Source organism: Bacillus sp. FSL H8-0492, assembly GCF_038006145.1.
GTDB classification, from domain to species: domain Bacteria; phylum Bacillota; class Bacilli; order Bacillales; family Bacillaceae_G; genus Bacillus_A; species Bacillus_A mycoides.
The window spans coordinates 963,297-981,654 of record NZ_JBBOUP010000001.1 but is presented as its reverse complement, the minus strand read 5'-3'; the positions used below and the strand labels follow the sequence as shown (position 1 = coordinate 981,654).

The following is an 18,358-nucleotide window of genomic DNA, read 5'->3' as shown; positions in this document are numbered from 1 at the left end:
TCCCTCTTTCTATTGCTTAGTTGCCTCCATTACCCAAACGAAATGATTTAATCTCGTAAACGTTACGTGGAAGCCATTGTTTTCAAAAATAGATTGCATGATCGGAATACGTGTATAGTATTCTGTTTGCAAATCGTTTGCTAACTGATGAAAACCTCTTTGTTTTGCTACTTCGACAGTTTTATCATATGCATCTTGATCTGCAAATATCGTATCAGCAAACACTATTTTACCACCTTTGTTTAGCAATTGACTATACTTCGCAATTGCTACGTCTTTTTCTTCATCTATTAAATGATGAAATGCGTAAGTGCTCACAATAGTATCGATTGAATTTGGGACTTCAAATGAAAGAAAATCACCTTCTGTAATTGAAAACTCTTTTGGTAATTTCTCTTTTGCAATAGTACGCATTTCGCGTGACGGTTCTATACCGTAAACTGTGCGACCAGCAAGTAATAATTTATTTGTTAAATTGCCAGTACCAACACCGAATTCTAATACGTTGCCAAATGACTTGTTAACTACATCCTCTAAAATGTCCTCATAATGGGCGAAAACTTCTTTATATTGTATATCTTCGCCTTGTACAAATGAGTCGTACGTATGAGCCCATTCATCAAATAAACCATTAAATTCTGTTCCCATAAAAATTCCCCTTTTTCTTATCGGTTTTATCAGTATGATATTCTCTCTTTCTAAAAATGTCAATTGAAATGTACGTAGTATTTCCTTCTTTTCTTTGTTACACTATAGGTGATTATCATAGGAGAGGGGGCATCTTCGTGTCATTTACCTTTGAAATGTTAGAAGATAAAGTAGAATTTTTCGAGGCTGCAAACTTAGTTTCTCTAGAAAAAAAAATTAACGAACAAATTGATAATAATAAAGCACTTATGCTCGAAGTTCATCATATTTCTCACCAAATGATTATGGATCCTGAAAGCAAAAGACCTTATTATAGTGCGGTTGTTCATTTTAAATTAAAGAAATTACGCTAACTAAAAAAAGAGAGGCTCTTAAGAGCCTCTCTTTTTTTAGTTTAGAGTTTGAACGAGTACTGGTTTCCAGCCCTCATTGTCTACCCAATCAATATTCACATAATATTTTTTACCTGATTGTTTATCTTGTACGTTACCGTAAGCTTTATTCTTACCGTTATTTCCAATTCTATGGATAACTAATTGATTTACTGGAACGTCAATTGCAGCTGAAATCGCTTGATTCATCTCATTCCAATCTGCTGTACCTTTTTTAAACGTCATCGCAGGTGTTGCACCTTGCTCTGTACCTACTGGCTTCCAAGAAGATTTCGTATAAGCATCTGTTGCCTGTGACTGTGTTTTTTCAGCTGGTGCTTTCTCGTTAGCTTTCGCTTCTTCTTCAGCTTTTTTCTTTTCTTCCTCAGCCTTTTGCTTCTCTTCTTCTTCCTTCTTCTTAGCCTCTGTCTTATCTTGCTCATTCTTCTTCGGCTCTTCTTTACCTTTAGCTTTCTCAGCTTTATTCTCTTTTGTTGTTTGCTGAGCTACCTTTTTATCATTAGAAGACGCTTGCTCTTTTGTGTCAGGAACAAACAATTGATATGCTACAATAGCTACTGCTACTAATACAATAGCGATTGCAATATTTAAAACACCGTTTTGACGACGTTTTTGTTGTTTCTGTTGGAATCTAGATCCTCCTGCCATTCTTCAAACCTCCATGCAGTTTTTCATACTTGCTATTGTAACATTAAATCTAGAAAGGTTGAACATTTACAATAATATTTTCACGAAATGAAAACATTTCATAAATAATTGCAAGATTACTTTTCAATTTCTAATTGATGAATTGCCTCTACCATTTCTGCAAAAACTGGTGTGACTACATTTTCATTACTATCTGTTTCTATATCAACTACAACTAAAGCATATCTTGGGTTTTCATATGGAAAATAACCTGCAAACCAGCGATTCACCCTCTCTCCTTTTCCTGTTTGTGCCGTCCCAGATTTTCCAGCGACAGTTAGTGGCAACGAACGGAATGCGGTTCCCGTTCCTTTCTCCATCGTTACAACGTCTCTTAACAACTGTTGTAATTTTTTCATCGTTTCATAAGAAAGCTGTTTCCCATTTAATTTATGATTTTCAAATGTAAAAAAGTCGGTTCCATTTTTATACACTATTTTTTTCACAGCTTTCACTTCCATCTTCTCTCCACCTCTAGCAATTGTCGCCATCATATTCGCTATAGCTAGAGGTGACACACGTACATCTTTTTGTCCGACCATCGTTTGAGCAATCGCTTTTCTACTATCTTTATTTTCTTCGCTTCCCCAAATAATAGCACTCTTTTCTTCTGGCAATTGCTCAAATTCTGGTGTATGAAATACTGAACCTTTCCAACCTACCTTCTCACTTGCTCCTAAGGCCTCTAAATACGTTTCTAATACTTCCCTATCCTTTTGCATTAGTTCATCACCTAATGCGGCAAACGTTCGATTACAGCTTCTAGCAAAGCTTTCCTTAAAGTTTAATGACCCCATCATAACTTGTGGAAGATTTTCACCGTATAAATCTGTATTACAGTTAAATGTACGATTAAACCGCACCAAATTCTCATCAATTACTGCTGCTGCAACTACTGTTTTAAAAACAGACCCCGGAAAATGAGGAGTTAACATTTGATTTTCAAGTGTAGATTTATATATCCTCCTATCATTCATCTGTAAAGAAGGCCTACTTACCATTGCTAAAACTTCACTATTCTTTATGTCTATTAATACTAACCCACCTTTTTTTATTCCGTTTTCATCTATAATCTTCTCTGCTCGTCGTTGCAACGTTTTATGTATTGTTGTTTGAATAGTAACTGGATAAAATGGATTTCCTGGTGAAGTGTATTTCGCCTGCTTCCCAAAAATCGGTTCTCCTTGTCGATCCACTTGATATAGTACTTTCGCTTCTCCATCAGTCAGTAAAAATTCATCAAATGATTGTTGCAATCCAGAAATACCAATTGGCGTTTGTTTCGAAGTTTTTTTCATTTCTCCATAACGCTTTTGAAATTCTTGTTCATTCTCTCCCACATCACCAATTAAATGATTTGCCTCCCCCATTTGCTTCAGTCGAACTTCTGCTGCTACAATACCTAAAATATCTAATTCATTTACCTTCTTCATCTGCTCGAGCGTTAATTGAAATGGGGTATTCTCCTTTCGTAATATAAATGCTTGATTCTTATTTTTCATTTGCAGTCTTATCTCTTGTCTCGACACACCAATGATATGCGCAATTTTCTCTAACATGTCATTTTTTATTTGTAAAAATGGAAAAACAATTAAGACTGGATATTTCTCTTCACCAATTTCCTTACCATTTCGATCTGTAAAATGCCCTCTTCCATTATCTACTGTAAGTGATTGTGTTCGTTGCGTAACACTTTTTTCAATCAGATTGATATTTCGGTCAGTAAATGATTCCGTATCTATAATCTGTATTTGGATTAAACGACAAAGTAATAAAAAAATCACACCCATAAAACAAATTAAAACAATTATAATTCTCCGTTTCATTTTCATAAAAAACACCTCGTCTATTGTAGTTTAGACGAGGTGTTTCACCTTTTATACAAATAAAAAATCACTCGTTTTTACACGAGTGATTTTTTACGTTATTTTACAGAGATAATCTCTACTTGCATTTCTCCACCTGGTGTTTGGATTGCTACCTTCTCACCAATTTGCTTACCTAATAAGCTTTTTGCGATTGGAGAATCGTTAGAAATTCTTCCTTCAAATGGATCGGCTTCTGCGCTACCTACGATTATGTACGCTTCTTCGTCTCCACCTGGTAACTCTTTAAATATTACTGTTTTACCTAATGTTACAACTGTAGACTCTTCACCATTGTCTTCAATGATAACCGCATTACGAATCATGTTTTCAAGTTGTGTAATACGTCCTTCTACGAATGCTTGCTCATCTTTCGCTGCATCGTACTCAGAGTTCTCAGAAAGATCTCCGAAGCTACGTGCGATCTTAATACGCTCTACAACTTCTTTACGTCTTACTGTTTTTAATTGTTCAACTTCGTTCTCTAGTTTTTGCTTACCCTCTTGCGTCATAGGGTATGTTTTTTCTGTTGCCATGTTTTCCACTCCTTTTATATACCAATCCCCCGAAAAAAAGAGGAGTTCCATATGAAAACTCCTCCGCTTATATAGCGGAGGTTTCTAGCACACGTAGCACTAGTGGAGTTGTCACATACAACCCCTTATTCTCCAATTCTTCCTTATATAAAGAAGGTATGTATGGAAAGTTGATATAAATATGCCCTCACCTATTGGTAGGTGAGGTTTCATGTTTCATTGTATTCGATAAGAAGGGAAAAAATCCCTTCCTATCGTATATCTTTTACTATGCTATTACAAATTTACTTTTTGTTCAAGAATTGTTGCAATTTTTGTAACCATAATATCAATTGCAACATGGTTTTGTCCACCTTCAGGGATAATAATATCCGCGAATTTCTTAGAAGGCTCAATAAATTGATTATGCATTGGACGTACAACGTTTACGTATTGGTCGATAACTGAATCCATTGTACGACCGCGCTCTTCAATATCGCGCTGCATGCGGCGTAAAATACGAAGGTCTGCATCTGTATCAACGAACACCTTAATATCCATTAACTCACAAAGACGTGGGTCTTCTAAAATAAGAATTCCTTCTAAAATGATTACATCTTTCGGCTCAACTGGAATAATTTTTTCTGAACGCGTATGCAATGTATAGTCATATATAGGCTTTTCCACTTGCTCATATGCAAGCAACTGCTGCAAATGGTCAATTAACAAATCATTATCAAACGCTAACGGATGATCGTAATTTGTTTTTAAACGTTCTTCCATTGGTAAATGACTTTGATCTTTGTAATAATAATCTTGCTCCAAGATTAAAATGGAATGACCTTTAAAATGGTCAAAAATCGCTTTCGTTACACTTGTTTTTCCTGATCCTGAACCACCAGCGATTCCAATTACAACAGGCTTATTCGTCCCCATTCGACTACCACTCTTTCTTATTGAAGTATGTTTTTGCGCATCATATTATTCACATACACTGGTTGATCCACTTTGAATTTCACGATTTGCAACGGATGTCTCGCTGCATCTAATTCGTTTCCATCCTCATCCCAAATTTTCTCCACCGTCTGCGTAAAGTTTTCTATTTCTGGCCCAAAGAACTCCACTTCATGTCCTGGTTTGAAGTGATTACGTTGCTCAAGCGTTACGATGCCCGTTTCTTCATTATAATCTAACACTAAACCAGCAAAATCATACGTTGTTTTCTTACTATGATTTCCAAACATTTGCTCTTGATGTCCTGGAACCCCTTCAAAGAATGCAGGAGCTGTATCACGATTTGCACATTTATCAAGTTCATCTAACCATTCTTGTTTAAACTCAAAGTTATCCGGATCCGCACAATACGCATCAATTACTTTACGATATACAGTTGCTACAGTCGCTACGTAATGGATAGATTTCATACGTCCTTCAACTTTTAAGCTATCAATTCCAATTTCAATCATTTTCGGAATTGATAAGATTAAATTTAAATCTTTTGGGCTCATCGCAAAGTGAGCATCTTCTTCTTGGAATAGAGGAAGCTCTTTTGCATCTTTATGTTGTGATACCGTTTGAACTAAATCATAATCCCAGCGGCAAGATTGACAACAACCACCACGGTTAGAGTCACGCGCTGTCATATGGTTACTTAATGTACATCTCCCTGAATACGCGATACACATTGCACCATGGACGAATGCTTCAATTTCAACATCAACTTTTTCTTTAATTTCTTTCATTTCTTCATAGCTTGCTTCACGAGCTAATACAAGACGATGTAAACCTTCTTCTTTCCAATACTGTGCTGCTTTCCAGTTGGATAGTGATTGTTGTGTACTTAAATGCACCTCAACAGAAGGAGCTACACGTTTACATGTCTCAATAATAAGCGGATCGGCAACGATAATTCCCGTTACGCCAGCTTTTTCAATCCCTTTTAAATATTCCTCTAGCCCATCCATATTTTCATTATGTGCAAAAATATTTGTTGTTACGTATATTTTTGCTCCATATTTCTTTGCAAATTCAACGCCTTCTGCCATGTCTTCCAGCGTAAAGTTACCTGCATTAGAACGAAGACCAAATTCTTGTCCACCTAAATATACAGCATCTGCCCCATAATGGATAGCTACTTTTAATTTTTCTAAGTTACCCGCAGGGATTAACAGTTCAGGTTTTTTCACAATAACGCGTTTGCCATCGATCACTCGTGAAATTTCTTGTACAGTCATTTCCTACACCCTCCTCGTTTAGTAAACCGTTTCTTTAAAGAAGAATCCTGTATCTAACGGACGATTTACCGGTTGTATTTCTTCTATCTCTTTAAATAAATCATCTTTCACGTCATAATACGCATCACGATCTTCTACACATAAATCAATCGCCTTACGATATTTCTGCGTTACATCAATAATGTACTCAGAACTTTTTAGGACACCATCAATTTTTAAGCTATCGACTTCAGCATCGATTAGTTCCTCTAACTCATCGATGAAACAAATATCATTCGGACTCATAATGTGAGTACCATTTTCATCTTCATAAATTGGATATTTGTTATTACGTTCCGGGTCGTATAAGAACATATTCTCTTCATACTTTTTCTTTTCGATGTCGAGATTACGCCCTTGATACTCAAAGTAGTTTCCTACTAGTGAACGCTTCGATTGGAACATGCAAGTCATACCGTGAATTTGTACTTCAAGTTCCACTTCAGCATTTTCTTTTAATTCAGCAATTTCATCTAAGCTAAGCTCACGAGCTAATACAGCGCGTTTCGCTCCTCTTTGCCCCCAATAGTTACAAGTAAACCAGTTTGTTGCTGTCGTTTCTGTATTCCAGTGAAGTTGCATATTTGGTGCAACTTCACGAACAGCCATTAATACCGCTGGATCTCCGAAAACAATCGCATCTACATTTACCTCATTTAAAAAGGCAACATAGTCCGTTAATTCTTCTACTTTATCATTGTGGAACATCGCATTCATTGCAACGTATACTTTCACACCATTTTCATGCGCAATGTTTACAGCTTGTTTCACATCTTCACGTGAAAACTCTCCTGCCAAACGTAAACCAAACTTTTGTTCACCAACCATTACTGCATCTGCCCCTGCTTTCGCAAGAGGTTCAATATCCGCCACCGCTCTAGGCGTTACTAACAATTCAGGTTTCTTCATACTTTTGTCACCCTCTCTTTTTACTTACAGCCACTCCATCGCCAATTGGGAAAATCGTTGTATCATATCCTTCATGATTCATAAGCCATTCATTGTACGTCTTAATACGACGAATCAAACCACGGGTACGTCTATTTTCAATTTTCTCTTTTGTCGTCACAAGACCATGGTACATAACGTTATCTGAAATAATAACGCCACCAGGATTTAATAACGGTTCGTATAAGTCAAAAAAGCGACGATACTGCCCTTTCGCTGCATCAATAAAAATAACATCAAATGTTCCATGTTCTTTCACTTGTTCGCCCGTTTCTAAAGCATCACCGTAAATAACAGAAATACGGTCTGTTACCGAGGAACATTCTATATATTCAAGTGCCTTTTCATATCGTTCACGATTGCGCTCTACTGTCACAATGCGAGAGTTCGGAATAGCTTGCATCATACGAATACTAGAATAACCGATTGCTGTTCCAAGTTCTAAAATACTTTCCGGTCCAATTAAACGTAAAAATTGCAGCATAAATTCCATTCCAAGTCGATCCATAATCGGCACATGGTTTTCAGTTGCATACTCTTCCATTTCAAGAATTAATTTATCTTTTGGATCAATAAATGATAATAGGTACTCGTTAACTGCATCCTCCATAATTGGTCCTCCTTATTTACATGGAGAAGTGCCTCTATGACGCGTCAACCTTTGTCTTTTCACACATAGAATGCAATAAAAATACAAGCCAGTTTCACCCTTAGCTTGTACGTCCCGTTTTGATATTAAAAACGATTCTTCTGCCAGTTTTTAACCCGATATATTTTACCACAAAAAAGAGGGATATGCGACCCTTTTCGCTATCCCTCCCCATTTCACTGTTTTTTCGTAATGTATTTTTGCTTTAATGCATTATGTTCTTCTAATGTTTTCGCATAATACACTTCACCACTTGGTGCAGCTAAGAAATAATAATAATCTGTTTGGACAGGATCTAACGCTGCTTCCACTGAATGTTTACCAGAGTTTGCAATCGGTCCAACCGGCAACCCTTTCACAACATACGTATTGTACGGTGAGTTTACTTTCAAGTCTTCGTATAATACACGTTGTTTATGCTTTCCAAGCGCGTATAATACCGTCGGATCCGTTTGAAGCGGCATACCTTTCGCTAAACGATTATAGAAAACACTAGAGATTTTTTGGCGATCAGTAAAGCCAGTAGCCTCTTCTTCAATAAGTGAAGACAACGTGAGAAGTTGATGAACATCCCAGTTCTTCGCTTTCATTTTCACCTCATTTTGAACAATAATTGCATTTGTTTTCTCAAGCATCGGGATTACAATTTCTTCTAATTTTGTATCCTTTTTATAGAAAGAATACGTTGCTGGATATAAGTATCCTTCTAGTGGATATTTAATGTTGCTATCAAAAATTTTATCCGTTAATAGCTTCGGATACTTTTGCTTCATTTTTTGAATAAATGCTTTATCGTTTAATTGACGCACAACATCATCTTTATTCCACTTTAATTCTGCCGCAATCACTTCAGCAATTTCAGTTACTTGCGCCCCTTCTTTAATCGTCACTTTATAAAGAGCCGGACGATGTACGTTGCCAGATGACATTTGTTCAATGACATCGTGGGCACTCATCGAAGGATTTAATAAATATGTACCTGCTTGTAAACTTTTCGACTTAAATTTCGTATAAAAACTAAAAACTGTACTGCTTTTCACAGCACCTTTTTCTTCTAAAATCTCACCGATTTTACTTGTAGATGACCCCTTTGGAATCTCTACCTCAATCTCTTTTTTATTTCCACTATCAACTGGCCCTAATGCAGATGAAATATACGCATAGACTGATCCACAAACTAAAAGCAGTGCGATAATCGAAATTAAAAAAATGCGTCTACGCTTCTTCTTCACTTGATTCTCTACCAAAATTCTTCCTCCTTATTCAATTGTAGACCGTATACACTTCCTCTATACAATGCCCTACAAACATAAAGCAAAACCAATCATTTCTAAATAATCGGTGACAGCTACTTATTTAAAGCCTTTTTTCATACAACCCGTCTTATTATACTATAAACAATTAAGTAGTTTCGACAAAAAATCTGTCATTTTGCATATGAATACAAAAAAGGCGAACTGTGTACACAGTTCGCCTTTTTATCCATTACTATTCTTCTTCTTGCTCATCAGCAAGAGTGTTAAACATTTCTTGTACCATTTCCCACTCTTCTTCAGATTCAATTGAAAGTAATGTTCCGCCCTCTTCTTCACTTTGCTCATATGCCATTGCATCGAAGATTTGGTCTCCATCTTCGTCTACTTCACCGATTGGAGAGAAGACTACGTAAGATTTTTTGCCGAATTTTTCAGCATCAAAAGTGAAAATAATTTCACATAAATGTTCGTTTCCTTTTTCGTCTACAATTGTAATTTGATTTTCTTCCATTTTGGTCACCTCTTATTTACTATCTAAAAATCCTTGTAAGATCACGACTGCAGCCATCTTATCGATTACCTGTTTTCGCTTCTTACGGCTCACATCAGCTGAAATGAGCAGACGTTCCGCTGCCATCGTCGACAAACGCTCGTCCCACATTACAACTTCTAATTGTAACAGATTTCGCAGGTTTTCTGCAAATTGCTGGCACGCTTCACCACGAGGGCCGATTGTACCATTCATATTTTTAGGTAAACCTACTACTATTTTGTCCACATTGTACTGTTTTACCAACTCAGAAATACGGTCAAAACCAAAGTGGCCTCGTTCTTCGTTAATCCTGATTGTTTCCAGCCCTTGTGCTGTCCAGCCCATTTCATCGCTCATTGCAACACCGACTGTTTTAGTACCAACATCTAAACCTAATATCCGCATAAACTACTCCTCACGATGATGTTTCAAGTAAGACTTCACAAGCTCTTCAATTATCTCATCACGTTCAAGCTTGCGAACGATGCTTCGTGCATCTTTATGGCGAGGTATGTATGCTGGATCTCCACTTAATAAATAACCGACGATTTGGTTAATCGGATTATAACCTTTTTCTTGAAGTGCATCATACACAGTTAAAAGTACATCATTTACATGGACACTCTGTTTTTCATCTTGAATGCTAAACTTCATTGTCTTATCAAAACCGTCCATTTCAAGCACCTCACTTGTAAGTAGTAAGTATAGGGAGAAGAACTTCTCCTCTCCCTACCATTGTACACTACTATCTCTTTATTTTGAAACAGATTTAACGTACTCTTGTACAAACGCTAAAGCTTCCTCTACTTGCGCTGGGTTTTTACCGCCTGCTTGTGCCATATCAGGACGGCCACCACCGCCGCCTCCACAACGAGAAGCTACTTCTTTCACAAGCTTACCCGCATGGTAACCTTGACTAATTAAATCTTTCGTTACGCCAGCTAAAATGTTTACCTTATCGTCATTTACAGACGCTAATACAACAACTGCAGAATCTAATTTATTTTTAAGGTCATCCATCATTGTACGTAAGTTGTTCATATCTGCAACATTTACTTTCGCCGCTAATACGTTCACGCCATCAACTGTCATTACTGAATCAGTTAAGTTTCCAGCTTCGATATTGCTTAATTTCGCAGCAAGAGATTCGTTTTCTTTTTGAAGTTGTTTTACTTCAGTAAACAAACCATCAACTCTTGTTAAAATATCTTTTGGATTTGTTTTCATTTTTCCTGCTGCTTCTTTTAATAAACCTACTTGATCGTTCATTAATTCGTATGCAGACTTACCAGTTACCGCCTCAATACGACGAGTTCCTGCACCGATACCAGACTCAGCAACGATTTTGAAAATACCGATAGAAGCTGTGTTATCAACGTGACAACCACCGCAAAGCTCTAAGCTGTAATCGCCTACTTGCACAACGCGTACAACATCACCGTATTTTTCACCGAATAATGCCATTGCGCCCATTTCTTTCGCTTCTTCGATTGCTTTTTGAGAAATCGCAACATCAATACTTTCCCAAATTTTTTCGTTTACGATACGCTCAATTTTTTCTAATTCATCAGCTTGTACTTGACCGAAGTGAGAGAAGTCAAAACGTAAACGTTCAGATGTTACAAGAGAACCAGCTTGGTTAACATGCGCTCCAAGTATATCTTTTAATGCTTGGTGTAGTAAGTGAGTCGCTGTATGGTTTTTCACAACGCTACTACGGTTCTTTGTATCAATAACAGCTTTTACAGCCGCATCTTTCGTTAATGTACCTTCTTCCACAACAACTTTGTGTAAGTTTTGACCATTTGGTGCTTTTTGTACGTCTTTTACAACAACTTTCACGCCGTCAGCAAGAAGGTAACCACGGTCTGCAATTTGCCCACCGCTCTCAGCGTAGAATGGCGTTACATCAAGCATTAATTGTCCTTCTTCACCTGCTTGTAAGCTATCTGTATACTCACCATTTTTCACAAGTGCAACAACGTTACTTTCTGTTGCAACTGTACCGTAACCAACGAATTCACTCGCTACTTTAACTTCACCAAGTACACCGCCTTGAACTTGCATAGAATCAACGTCTTGACGAGCAGCACGTGCACGCTCACGTTGTTTCTCCATTTCATTTTCAAAGCCCGCTTGATCAACTGTCATACCAGCTTCTTCTGCATATTCTTCTGTTAATTCAATTGGGAAACCGTACGTGTCGTATAGGCGGAACGCATCTACGCCAGAAATAACAGTTGTTTTTTCTTCTTTCGCTTTTGCAATTACTTCAGCTAAAATTGATTCACCATCATGAAGTGTTTCATGGAAACGCTCTTCTTCATTCTTCACAACTTTTGCGATGAAATCTTTCTTTTCAAGTACTTCTGGATAGAAGTCTTTCATTACTTCTCCAACAACCGGTACTAATTCAAACATGAACGGACGGTTGATGTTTAATTTCTTAGAATAACGAACAGCACGGCGTAATAAACGACGTAATACATAACCACGGCCTTCGTTAGATGGAAGAGCACCGTCACCAACAGCGAATGTTACTGTACGGATATGGTCAGCAATTACTTTAAACGCCATATCTTTTTCTAAATCGCCATTACGATATTTCTCACCAGAAATTGATTCTGTTGCACCAATCATCGGCATGAATAGGTCTGTATCAAAGTTCGTAGGTACATCTTGAACGATAGATGTCATACGCTCTAGACCCATCCCTGTATCGATGTTTTTCTTAGGAAGCGGCGTATATGAACCGTCTGGATTATGGTTAAATTGAGAGAATACAAGGTTCCATACTTCTAAGTAACGCTCGTTTTCTCCGCCCGGATATAATTCTGGGTCACTAAAGTCATTACCGTAAGATTCACCGCGGTCATAGAAAATTTCTGTATTCGGTCCACTTGGTCCTTCACCGATATCCCAGAAGTTTTCTTCTAAACGGATGATGCGTTCTTTTGGAACACCCATTTTCTCATTCCAAATTGTGAATGCTTCTTCATCTTCCGGATGAATTGTAACAGATAGTAATTCTTTATCGAATCCGATCCATTTGTCGCTCGTTAGAAATTCCCAAGCCCAAGTAATTGCTTCTTCTTTGAAGTAATCACCGATTGAGAAGTTCCCTAACATTTCAAAGAATGTATGGTGACGAGCCGTTTTCCCAACGTTTTCAATATCGTTTGTACGAATTGATTTTTGTGCATTTGTAATACGTGGATTTTGTGGGATTACACGACCATCAAAATATTTCTTTAATGTCGCTACACCACTATTAATCCATAACAGAGATGGATCTTCATGAGGAACTAGTGATGCACTTGGTTCTACTGCATGTCCTTTTTCTTGGAAAAAGTCTAAAAACATTTGACGAATTTGTGCGCCTGTTAGTTGTTTCATTGTATTTTCCTCCTTAAATATAAAAAACTCCCGCCCCTAATAAAAGGGACGAGAGTTAACTCGCGATACCACCCTAATTATGAATTGATTATTATAACAATCAATTCATCACCTCATGGTGCCGTAACGTGGCAAGACGGCAGTGATTAGCTGCTCTCAGGATTAGCTTTCTGTTACCCTTCATTTAAAGCTCCTTTCAGCCAGTGGAAGCTTCTCTCTACAAATGGACTGTAACGTACTTGTTCCGTCATTGATTTAATGTATTATATGACTAAATATAATAGAATTCTCTTAAGTTTGTCAATGTAGATAATCATTTATATTGTATCAATTGCTTATTAATCATAGTTATTCTACTATTCATTCTTAACAGCCTTTAAATATATTATGCATTTATTACTAAATAGGAATCTCCTCTCAAAAAATACTTTATGAAAATTTCTAAATATTACATTATTTGTTATAATTAAATTATTAACAATAAAGGAGCGATTACAATGACAACCTTATTGAATCAAGCTAAAGAAATGTTAACAACTGATGAAAAAATCCTTTTTCATGCAGCATGCTCATTAAATATATTTATATATCGTTCCGTCGCAAGACCAGGACTGTTAATTTTAACGAACAAACGGCTCTTCTTTTATGGACCAGATGTAAGTAAGAACCCAATATTTGAAGAGTACTCTTTTGCAAACATTTCTAATCTAAAAGAGCAAAAGCGTCTTTTCAGCAATCAAATTATATTTATGTACGATAATGAATGGAAAAAAATAAAACATATTCAAACAAATGATATAAGCTCTCTCGTTCAACAAATACACGAGCAACTCTCTAAATAATGATAGCCCTCTACTTTTATAAGTAGAGGGCTATCATATTACACATCTTCTTTTTTCCAAAGAGGTCTCACATGAACGACCACTGTCCGAATGACCGCTAAAATAGGAACCGATATTAGTAATCCTACAATCCCCGCAACTTCTCCCCCTACTAGTAATGCAAACATAATGATCACAGGATGCATACGAAGCGACTTACCAACGATGTAAGGCGATAAAATGTTACTTTCCAAAAATTGCAAAATAGCAATCATAATTCCCGCCTTAATGAGTAAACTCGTTGATACCGTTGCTGCAATCATCAACGTCGGAATCGCCCCTAAAATAGGACCAAAGTACGGGATTATATCCGTTACCCCAATAATAATACCGAGTAATAACGGATATTTCATACCGATAAACCAAAAAGAAAGAACAGATACTCCTCCTAATACTAAGCAAACAAATAACTGTCCTCGAATATAACTTCCGAGTGACTTATCAATTTCTTTCGCAAGCATTTGACCCGTACTACGCCACTTACTCGGAACTAGTTTCCAAAAAATATGATAAAACTCACCGTAATCTTTTAATATGTAAAATACAATGAACGGAATTAAGAAAATAATGAGCAATGAATCCAGTACACCACGAGCTGTGCTCATGACTTTATTTAAAAGCGCTTGAATCTTCGTTTCTACACCACCAAAAATTTGTTTCACCTTTTCATGAATAAATGATGGGAAATTCGCTGTTTGTTCTGTAACTCCATCCATCCAAGAATCGTACATTTTTGTAAACTGCGGAAATTGTTCATTAATTTCTTGTAACTGTTTAATAACAACTGGCGTTCCTTTATAAATTCCATAGCCAATTCCGCCAAAGAAAAGAATATAAATGAGCAAAATAGCAAGTGTGCGCGGCATTCCTTCCTTATGGATTTTTTCAATTAAAGGGTGTAATAAATAAGCAATAAAACAAGCAATAAAGAACGGTGTGATCGCCACTTTAAATACAAAAATAATCGGTGCCCATAGTGGCTTGATTTTTAAAAAGACGAGCAAACAAAGAAAAACGAGTAACAATAATCCTAAACGATATATCCAAATGATTTTAAGATTCTTCACACGAAAAACCTCCTCCATCTTTATTTTGAAAATAAATAGGTTAGGTTATGTGCAAAAGTTTTAAAATCTTTTTATACAGACCATACTGTTTTTTAAAGACGTACATATATTTAACATAATAAGGACAACCACCCCTTGAAAATACAAAATGTCAAAATATAATCAGGAGGGCTCATAATGATCTTATTTATGCTTGCATTATCCGCACTTTTTATGCTTCTTGAATGGATTTGTATCGGGTTTGGTATTTGGAAAGGCTTCTTTATTCGTTCCTCGCGAAAGGAAAGAGCTAAGCACTTATGGCATTATGGAATGCTTGGCGTTGGATGCTACGGTTTATCTTATCTCTTCTCTGAAATCGGACTTTTATATTTGCATACAAGCGCATAAAAAAACTCCCTTATCATGAAGGGAGTTTTTTACGCCTTATAAATAAGACTTAATCATCTTACGTGCTTTTTTCACATTGCGTTTTGAGAATACATCTTGTTTGCGAGCATATTGATATGCTGCAGCTCCAACACCTAATGCGATTAATGAATTGCGTAGATTCAAAGTAAATCCCCCTTTTCGTTATCCGATCGTTCTTTCATTATCATCAAATAAATCATCAAGAGAGCTTAATGAACCATCTTCCTCTACTTGATGTGTATGGATTTTCCCCTTTGAAACCGATAATTCGATATAACAATTCCAGCAATAAAATTGGTTGACACCTATTTTTCCGATGTCTTTCCCTTTGCAATTTGGACAACTGAACATATGGCTTTCATCTCCTTACAGTCTCCCAGATTCTATTCGCCATTATGTCCAAACTGCATTCATTTATACATTGCTAGAACCTTTCAACGTTATACGTTTGAAAGGTTCACTATATAATTTCACCTTGTTACATGAAATCATACGGTGAAATGTTTTCCACGTCCATTTCTTCACCATTAACCGTCACCATCTGCACTTCTCCTTGTGATTCTTGCAATCGGCCAGCTAAAGTCGTTTGACGCATTGCATCATCAAGGCGATTTACACCGGATTGAAACGCTGCTTCCTCCCCGCAAATAATAAGGAATTTCTTACTCCTTGTAATACCCGTGTAAATTAAATTACGACGTAACATACGGTAGTAGCTCTTTACAATCGGCATAATAACTATTGGGAATTCACTACCTTGCGATTTATGAATCGAGCAGCAATAGGCATGCGTAATTTGATTTAAATCCGGCTTTGTATATGTTACTTCAATTCCATCAAATGAAACGATAATCATATCTTGTTGCTCGACATTTTCTTTCGCATAAAATACTGAAACAATTTCTCCAATATCACCATTAAACACTTGGCTTTCCGGCTGATTGACTAATTGAAGTACTTTATCACCTCTGCGGTATACAACGTCACCGTAGGCAATTTCTTTACTCTTTTCTTTTTTCGGATTAAACACTTCTTGAAGAGCTTCATTTAACACATTAATACCTGCTGGTCCGCGGTACATTGGTGCCAATACTTGTACATCTCTTGCACTAAAGCCTTTTGTCTTAGCATTTTCACAAACCTTTTTAACAACCTCAACAATTTGAGCACCTGCACAGCTGATAAATGAACGATCTTTTTTATTTTGTGCTAAATCTGGCGGGAGCATCCCGTCTTTTATCGCATGGGCAAGCTGAATAACAGACGAACCTTCTGCCTGACGATAAATTTCTGTGAGTTTTACCGTTGGAATGGCACCTGCATTTAATAAATCTTTCAACACTTGTCCAGGTCCTACCGATGGTAATTGGTCTTCATCACCTACAACGATTACTTGGATGTTCGTCGGCAAGGATTTAAACAATTGATTTGCCAGCCAAATATCTACCATCGAAAACTCATCAATAATAAGGAGCTTCCCTTGAACAGGGTCTGTTTCATTGCGCTGGAAAGACCCTTCTGGCGTCCATCCAAGCAGGCGATGAATTGTGCACGCCGGAAGCCCCGTCGATTCACTCATTCGCTTCGCTGCTCTTCCTGTTGGAGCCGTTAATAGTATTGGAAATGGATTGTCATCACTATATTCATTTAGATTTAGTGATAGCCCGTGAAGCGACGCATACATTTCAACAATTCCTTTAATAACTGTAGTTTTCCCCGTTCCTGGTCCACCTGTTAATAACATCATCGGCTTATGAAGTGCAGTTTGAACTGCTTCTTGCTGAAGCGGTGCATACTGTACCTTTAGCTGTTCTTCAATTTCACCTAATGTCTTTAACACTTCTGCTTCAGGAAATGCAGGGGTTTCCTCTTGATTCATAAGCCTGCGAATGGACTTTACAACGCCTTTTTCAGAGTAAAATAACGAAGCTAAATACACACGCTCTTCTTCTATGATGACTTTCCCTTCACTTTGCATCATTTCAACGCAGCCTACAATATCTTCCTCAGTCACTCCGCCTTCTTGATTATTTAAAAGTGACATCGTTTCTCTTACAAGCTGACCTTTTTCCATATACACGTGACCGAGTTGTAATGAAATATTCTCTAACGTATAAAAACACCCTGCACGTACACGATCGTCGTGATTGCCCGTTATTCCGATTGCACGCCCTATATCATCTGCTCTTCCAAATCCAATTCCGTCCACTTCTTCAATAAGTTTATACGGATTATTACGAATCACTTCTAATGTCATCTCTTTATATTGCTGATAAATTTTAATAGAAAGTTTTGTTCCAAAACCGTAACCATTTAAAAAACTCATCACTTTCTCGAGCCCTTGATGCTCAATAATCGTCTCATATATTTCCTGCGCTTTTTGCTTGTTTACAACACCACTTAACGCATCCGGATCATCCATAATTTTAGAAATCGCATGCTCACCAAGATGGTCCACGATTTTTTCGGCTGTACGCTTTCCAATCCCTTTAAATAAATCGCTCGCTAAATATTGCACCATACCTGCTTTTGTTTGTGGCAGTTCTTTTTTAAACGTTTCAACTAAATATTGTTTTCCATACTTTGGGTGGTCTTTAAAATGACCTGTTAATGTAAACACTTCATCTTCATGCATACGGGGAAAATGACCGTTTATCATTACTTTTTTTTCGTCGTATGTTTCATTCGTTTCAATGACTTTCATACTGACAACGGAATAGAGGTTTTCTTCGTTGTGGAAAATGGTATGAAGAACTTGCGCTTTTATAAATTTTTTTTCTTCCTCAAACAAATCCATTGCATGTTGATTTCCCATATTTCCTCTCCTTTCCGAGTTCT

General features: G+C 37.0%; 20 protein-coding genes and 1 other annotated feature. Of the genes, 3 read left to right on the top strand and 17 right to left on the bottom strand.

Features of this window, described 5'->3' with window-relative positions:
• Nucleotides 1-9: 9 nt before the first annotated feature.
• On the bottom strand, nucleotides 10-648 hold the full coding sequence (locus tag MHH66_RS04910; RefSeq protein WP_002015267.1) for a class I SAM-dependent DNA methyltransferase: 639 nt from the start codon (nucleotides 646-648) through the stop codon (nucleotides 10-12).
• Nucleotides 649-785: 137 nt separating this feature from the next.
• On the opposite strand from MHH66_RS04910, the gene MHH66_RS04905 reads away from it, so the two are divergent.
• Complete coding sequence (locus MHH66_RS04905) at nucleotides 786-1,001, top strand: YrzA family protein (RefSeq protein ID WP_002015268.1); 216 nt, start codon at nucleotides 786-788, stop codon at nucleotides 999-1,001.
• Nucleotides 1,002-1,037: 36 nt separating this feature from the next.
• Here the strand turns inward: MHH66_RS04905 and MHH66_RS04900 are convergent, their stop codons facing one another.
• The 12 genes from MHH66_RS04900 to alaS all read right to left on the bottom strand — a co-directional run bounded on the left by MHH66_RS04900 (nucleotide 1,038) and on the right by alaS (nucleotide 13,161).
• Nucleotides 1,038-1,688 (bottom strand): YrrS family protein, encoded by a 651-nt coding sequence (locus tag MHH66_RS04900; protein ID WP_002138429.1) that lies wholly within the window; start codon nucleotides 1,686-1,688, stop codon nucleotides 1,038-1,040.
• Between the two features lie 116 nt (nucleotides 1,689-1,804).
• Nucleotides 1,805-3,559, bottom strand: a complete 1,755-nt coding sequence (locus MHH66_RS04895) for a peptidoglycan D,D-transpeptidase FtsI family protein (RefSeq protein ID WP_063219491.1) — start codon at nucleotides 3,557-3,559, stop codon at nucleotides 1,805-1,807.
• 92 nt (nucleotides 3,560-3,651) lie between these two features.
• Nucleotides 3,652-4,128: a transcription elongation factor GreA gene (gene greA / locus MHH66_RS04890; RefSeq protein ID WP_078213491.1), complete on the bottom strand. Its 477-nt coding sequence runs from the start codon at nucleotides 4,126-4,128 to the stop codon at nucleotides 3,652-3,654.
• Between the two features lie 276 nt (nucleotides 4,129-4,404).
• Nucleotides 4,405-5,043, bottom strand: coding sequence for a uridine kinase (gene udk / locus MHH66_RS04885; RefSeq protein ID WP_002015274.1), 639 nt, complete (start codon nucleotides 5,041-5,043; stop codon nucleotides 4,405-4,407).
• A gap of 17 nt (nucleotides 5,044-5,060) precedes the next feature.
• Nucleotides 5,061-6,341 (bottom strand): peptidase U32 family protein, encoded by a 1,281-nt coding sequence (locus MHH66_RS04880; RefSeq protein ID WP_002015275.1) that lies wholly within the window; start codon nucleotides 6,339-6,341, stop codon nucleotides 5,061-5,063.
• Between the two features lie 18 nt (nucleotides 6,342-6,359).
• Nucleotides 6,360-7,289 carry a peptidase U32 family protein gene (locus tag MHH66_RS04875; RefSeq protein WP_063219492.1) on the bottom strand — a complete coding sequence of 310 codons (930 nt, stop codon included), beginning with the start codon at nucleotides 7,287-7,289 and terminating at the stop codon, nucleotides 6,360-6,362.
• Between the two features lie 7 nt (nucleotides 7,290-7,296).
• Nucleotides 7,297-7,938 carry an O-methyltransferase gene (locus tag MHH66_RS04870; RefSeq protein ID WP_002034114.1) on the bottom strand — a complete coding sequence of 214 codons (642 nt, stop codon included), beginning with the start codon at nucleotides 7,936-7,938 and terminating at the stop codon, nucleotides 7,297-7,299.
• A 215-nt stretch (nucleotides 7,939-8,153) separates the two neighbouring features.
• Nucleotides 8,154-9,224 (bottom strand): endolytic transglycosylase MltG, encoded by a 1,071-nt coding sequence (mltG, locus tag MHH66_RS04865; protein WP_063219493.1) that lies wholly within the window; start codon nucleotides 9,222-9,224, stop codon nucleotides 8,154-8,156.
• Between the two features lie 241 nt (nucleotides 9,225-9,465).
• On the bottom strand, nucleotides 9,466-9,744 hold the full coding sequence (locus MHH66_RS04860; RefSeq protein ID WP_002034112.1) for a DUF1292 domain-containing protein: 279 nt from the start codon (nucleotides 9,742-9,744) through the stop codon (nucleotides 9,466-9,468).
• A gap of 12 nt (nucleotides 9,745-9,756) precedes the next feature.
• Complete coding sequence (gene ruvX, locus MHH66_RS04855; RefSeq protein ID WP_001221204.1) at nucleotides 9,757-10,170, bottom strand: Holliday junction resolvase RuvX; 414 nt, start codon at nucleotides 10,168-10,170, stop codon at nucleotides 9,757-9,759.
• A gap of 3 nt (nucleotides 10,171-10,173) precedes the next feature.
• Complete coding sequence (locus MHH66_RS04850) at nucleotides 10,174-10,440, bottom strand: IreB family regulatory phosphoprotein (protein ID WP_000348591.1); 267 nt, start codon at nucleotides 10,438-10,440, stop codon at nucleotides 10,174-10,176.
• Nucleotides 10,441-10,518: 78 nt separating this feature from the next.
• Nucleotides 10,519-13,161: an alanine--tRNA ligase gene (gene alaS, locus MHH66_RS04845; RefSeq protein WP_063219494.1), complete on the bottom strand. Its 2,643-nt coding sequence runs from the start codon at nucleotides 13,159-13,161 to the stop codon at nucleotides 10,519-10,521.
• 41 nt (nucleotides 13,162-13,202) lie between these two features.
• Nucleotides 13,203-13,421 (bottom strand) — a binding site (T-box leader).
• Between the two features lie 237 nt (nucleotides 13,422-13,658).
• On the opposite strand from alaS, the gene MHH66_RS04840 reads away from it, so the two are divergent.
• A complete protein-coding gene (locus tag MHH66_RS04840; protein ID WP_002167639.1) occupies nucleotides 13,659-14,003 on the top strand; it encodes a PH domain-containing protein in 345 nt (114 codons plus the stop codon).
• A 38-nt stretch (nucleotides 14,004-14,041) separates the two neighbouring features.
• Here the strand turns inward: MHH66_RS04840 and MHH66_RS04835 are convergent, their stop codons facing one another.
• Nucleotides 14,042-15,127 (bottom strand): AI-2E family transporter, encoded by a 1,086-nt coding sequence (locus MHH66_RS04835; protein WP_078184454.1) that lies wholly within the window; start codon nucleotides 15,125-15,127, stop codon nucleotides 14,042-14,044.
• A gap of 159 nt (nucleotides 15,128-15,286) precedes the next feature.
• Between MHH66_RS04835 and MHH66_RS04830 the strand changes: the two genes are divergently transcribed.
• Nucleotides 15,287-15,499 (top strand): hypothetical protein, encoded by a 213-nt coding sequence (locus MHH66_RS04830; protein ID WP_002015285.1) that lies wholly within the window; start codon nucleotides 15,287-15,289, stop codon nucleotides 15,497-15,499.
• 36 nt (nucleotides 15,500-15,535) lie between these two features.
• Here MHH66_RS04830 and MHH66_RS04825 read toward each other — a convergent pair whose 3' ends face one another.
• The 3 genes from MHH66_RS04825 to recD2 form a co-directional block, all read right to left on the bottom strand.
• Complete coding sequence (locus tag MHH66_RS04825) at nucleotides 15,536-15,664, bottom strand: YrzQ family protein (protein ID WP_002015286.1); 129 nt, start codon at nucleotides 15,662-15,664, stop codon at nucleotides 15,536-15,538.
• Nucleotides 15,665-15,682: 18 nt separating this feature from the next.
• Complete coding sequence (locus tag MHH66_RS04820) at nucleotides 15,683-15,871, bottom strand: hypothetical protein (RefSeq protein ID WP_002015288.1); 189 nt, start codon at nucleotides 15,869-15,871, stop codon at nucleotides 15,683-15,685.
• Nucleotides 15,872-15,998: 127 nt separating this feature from the next.
• On the bottom strand, nucleotides 15,999-18,335 hold the full coding sequence (recD2, locus tag MHH66_RS04815; protein WP_063219495.1) for an SF1B family DNA helicase RecD2: 2,337 nt from the start codon (nucleotides 18,333-18,335) through the stop codon (nucleotides 15,999-16,001).
• Between the last annotated feature and the right edge of the window lie 23 nt (nucleotides 18,336-18,358).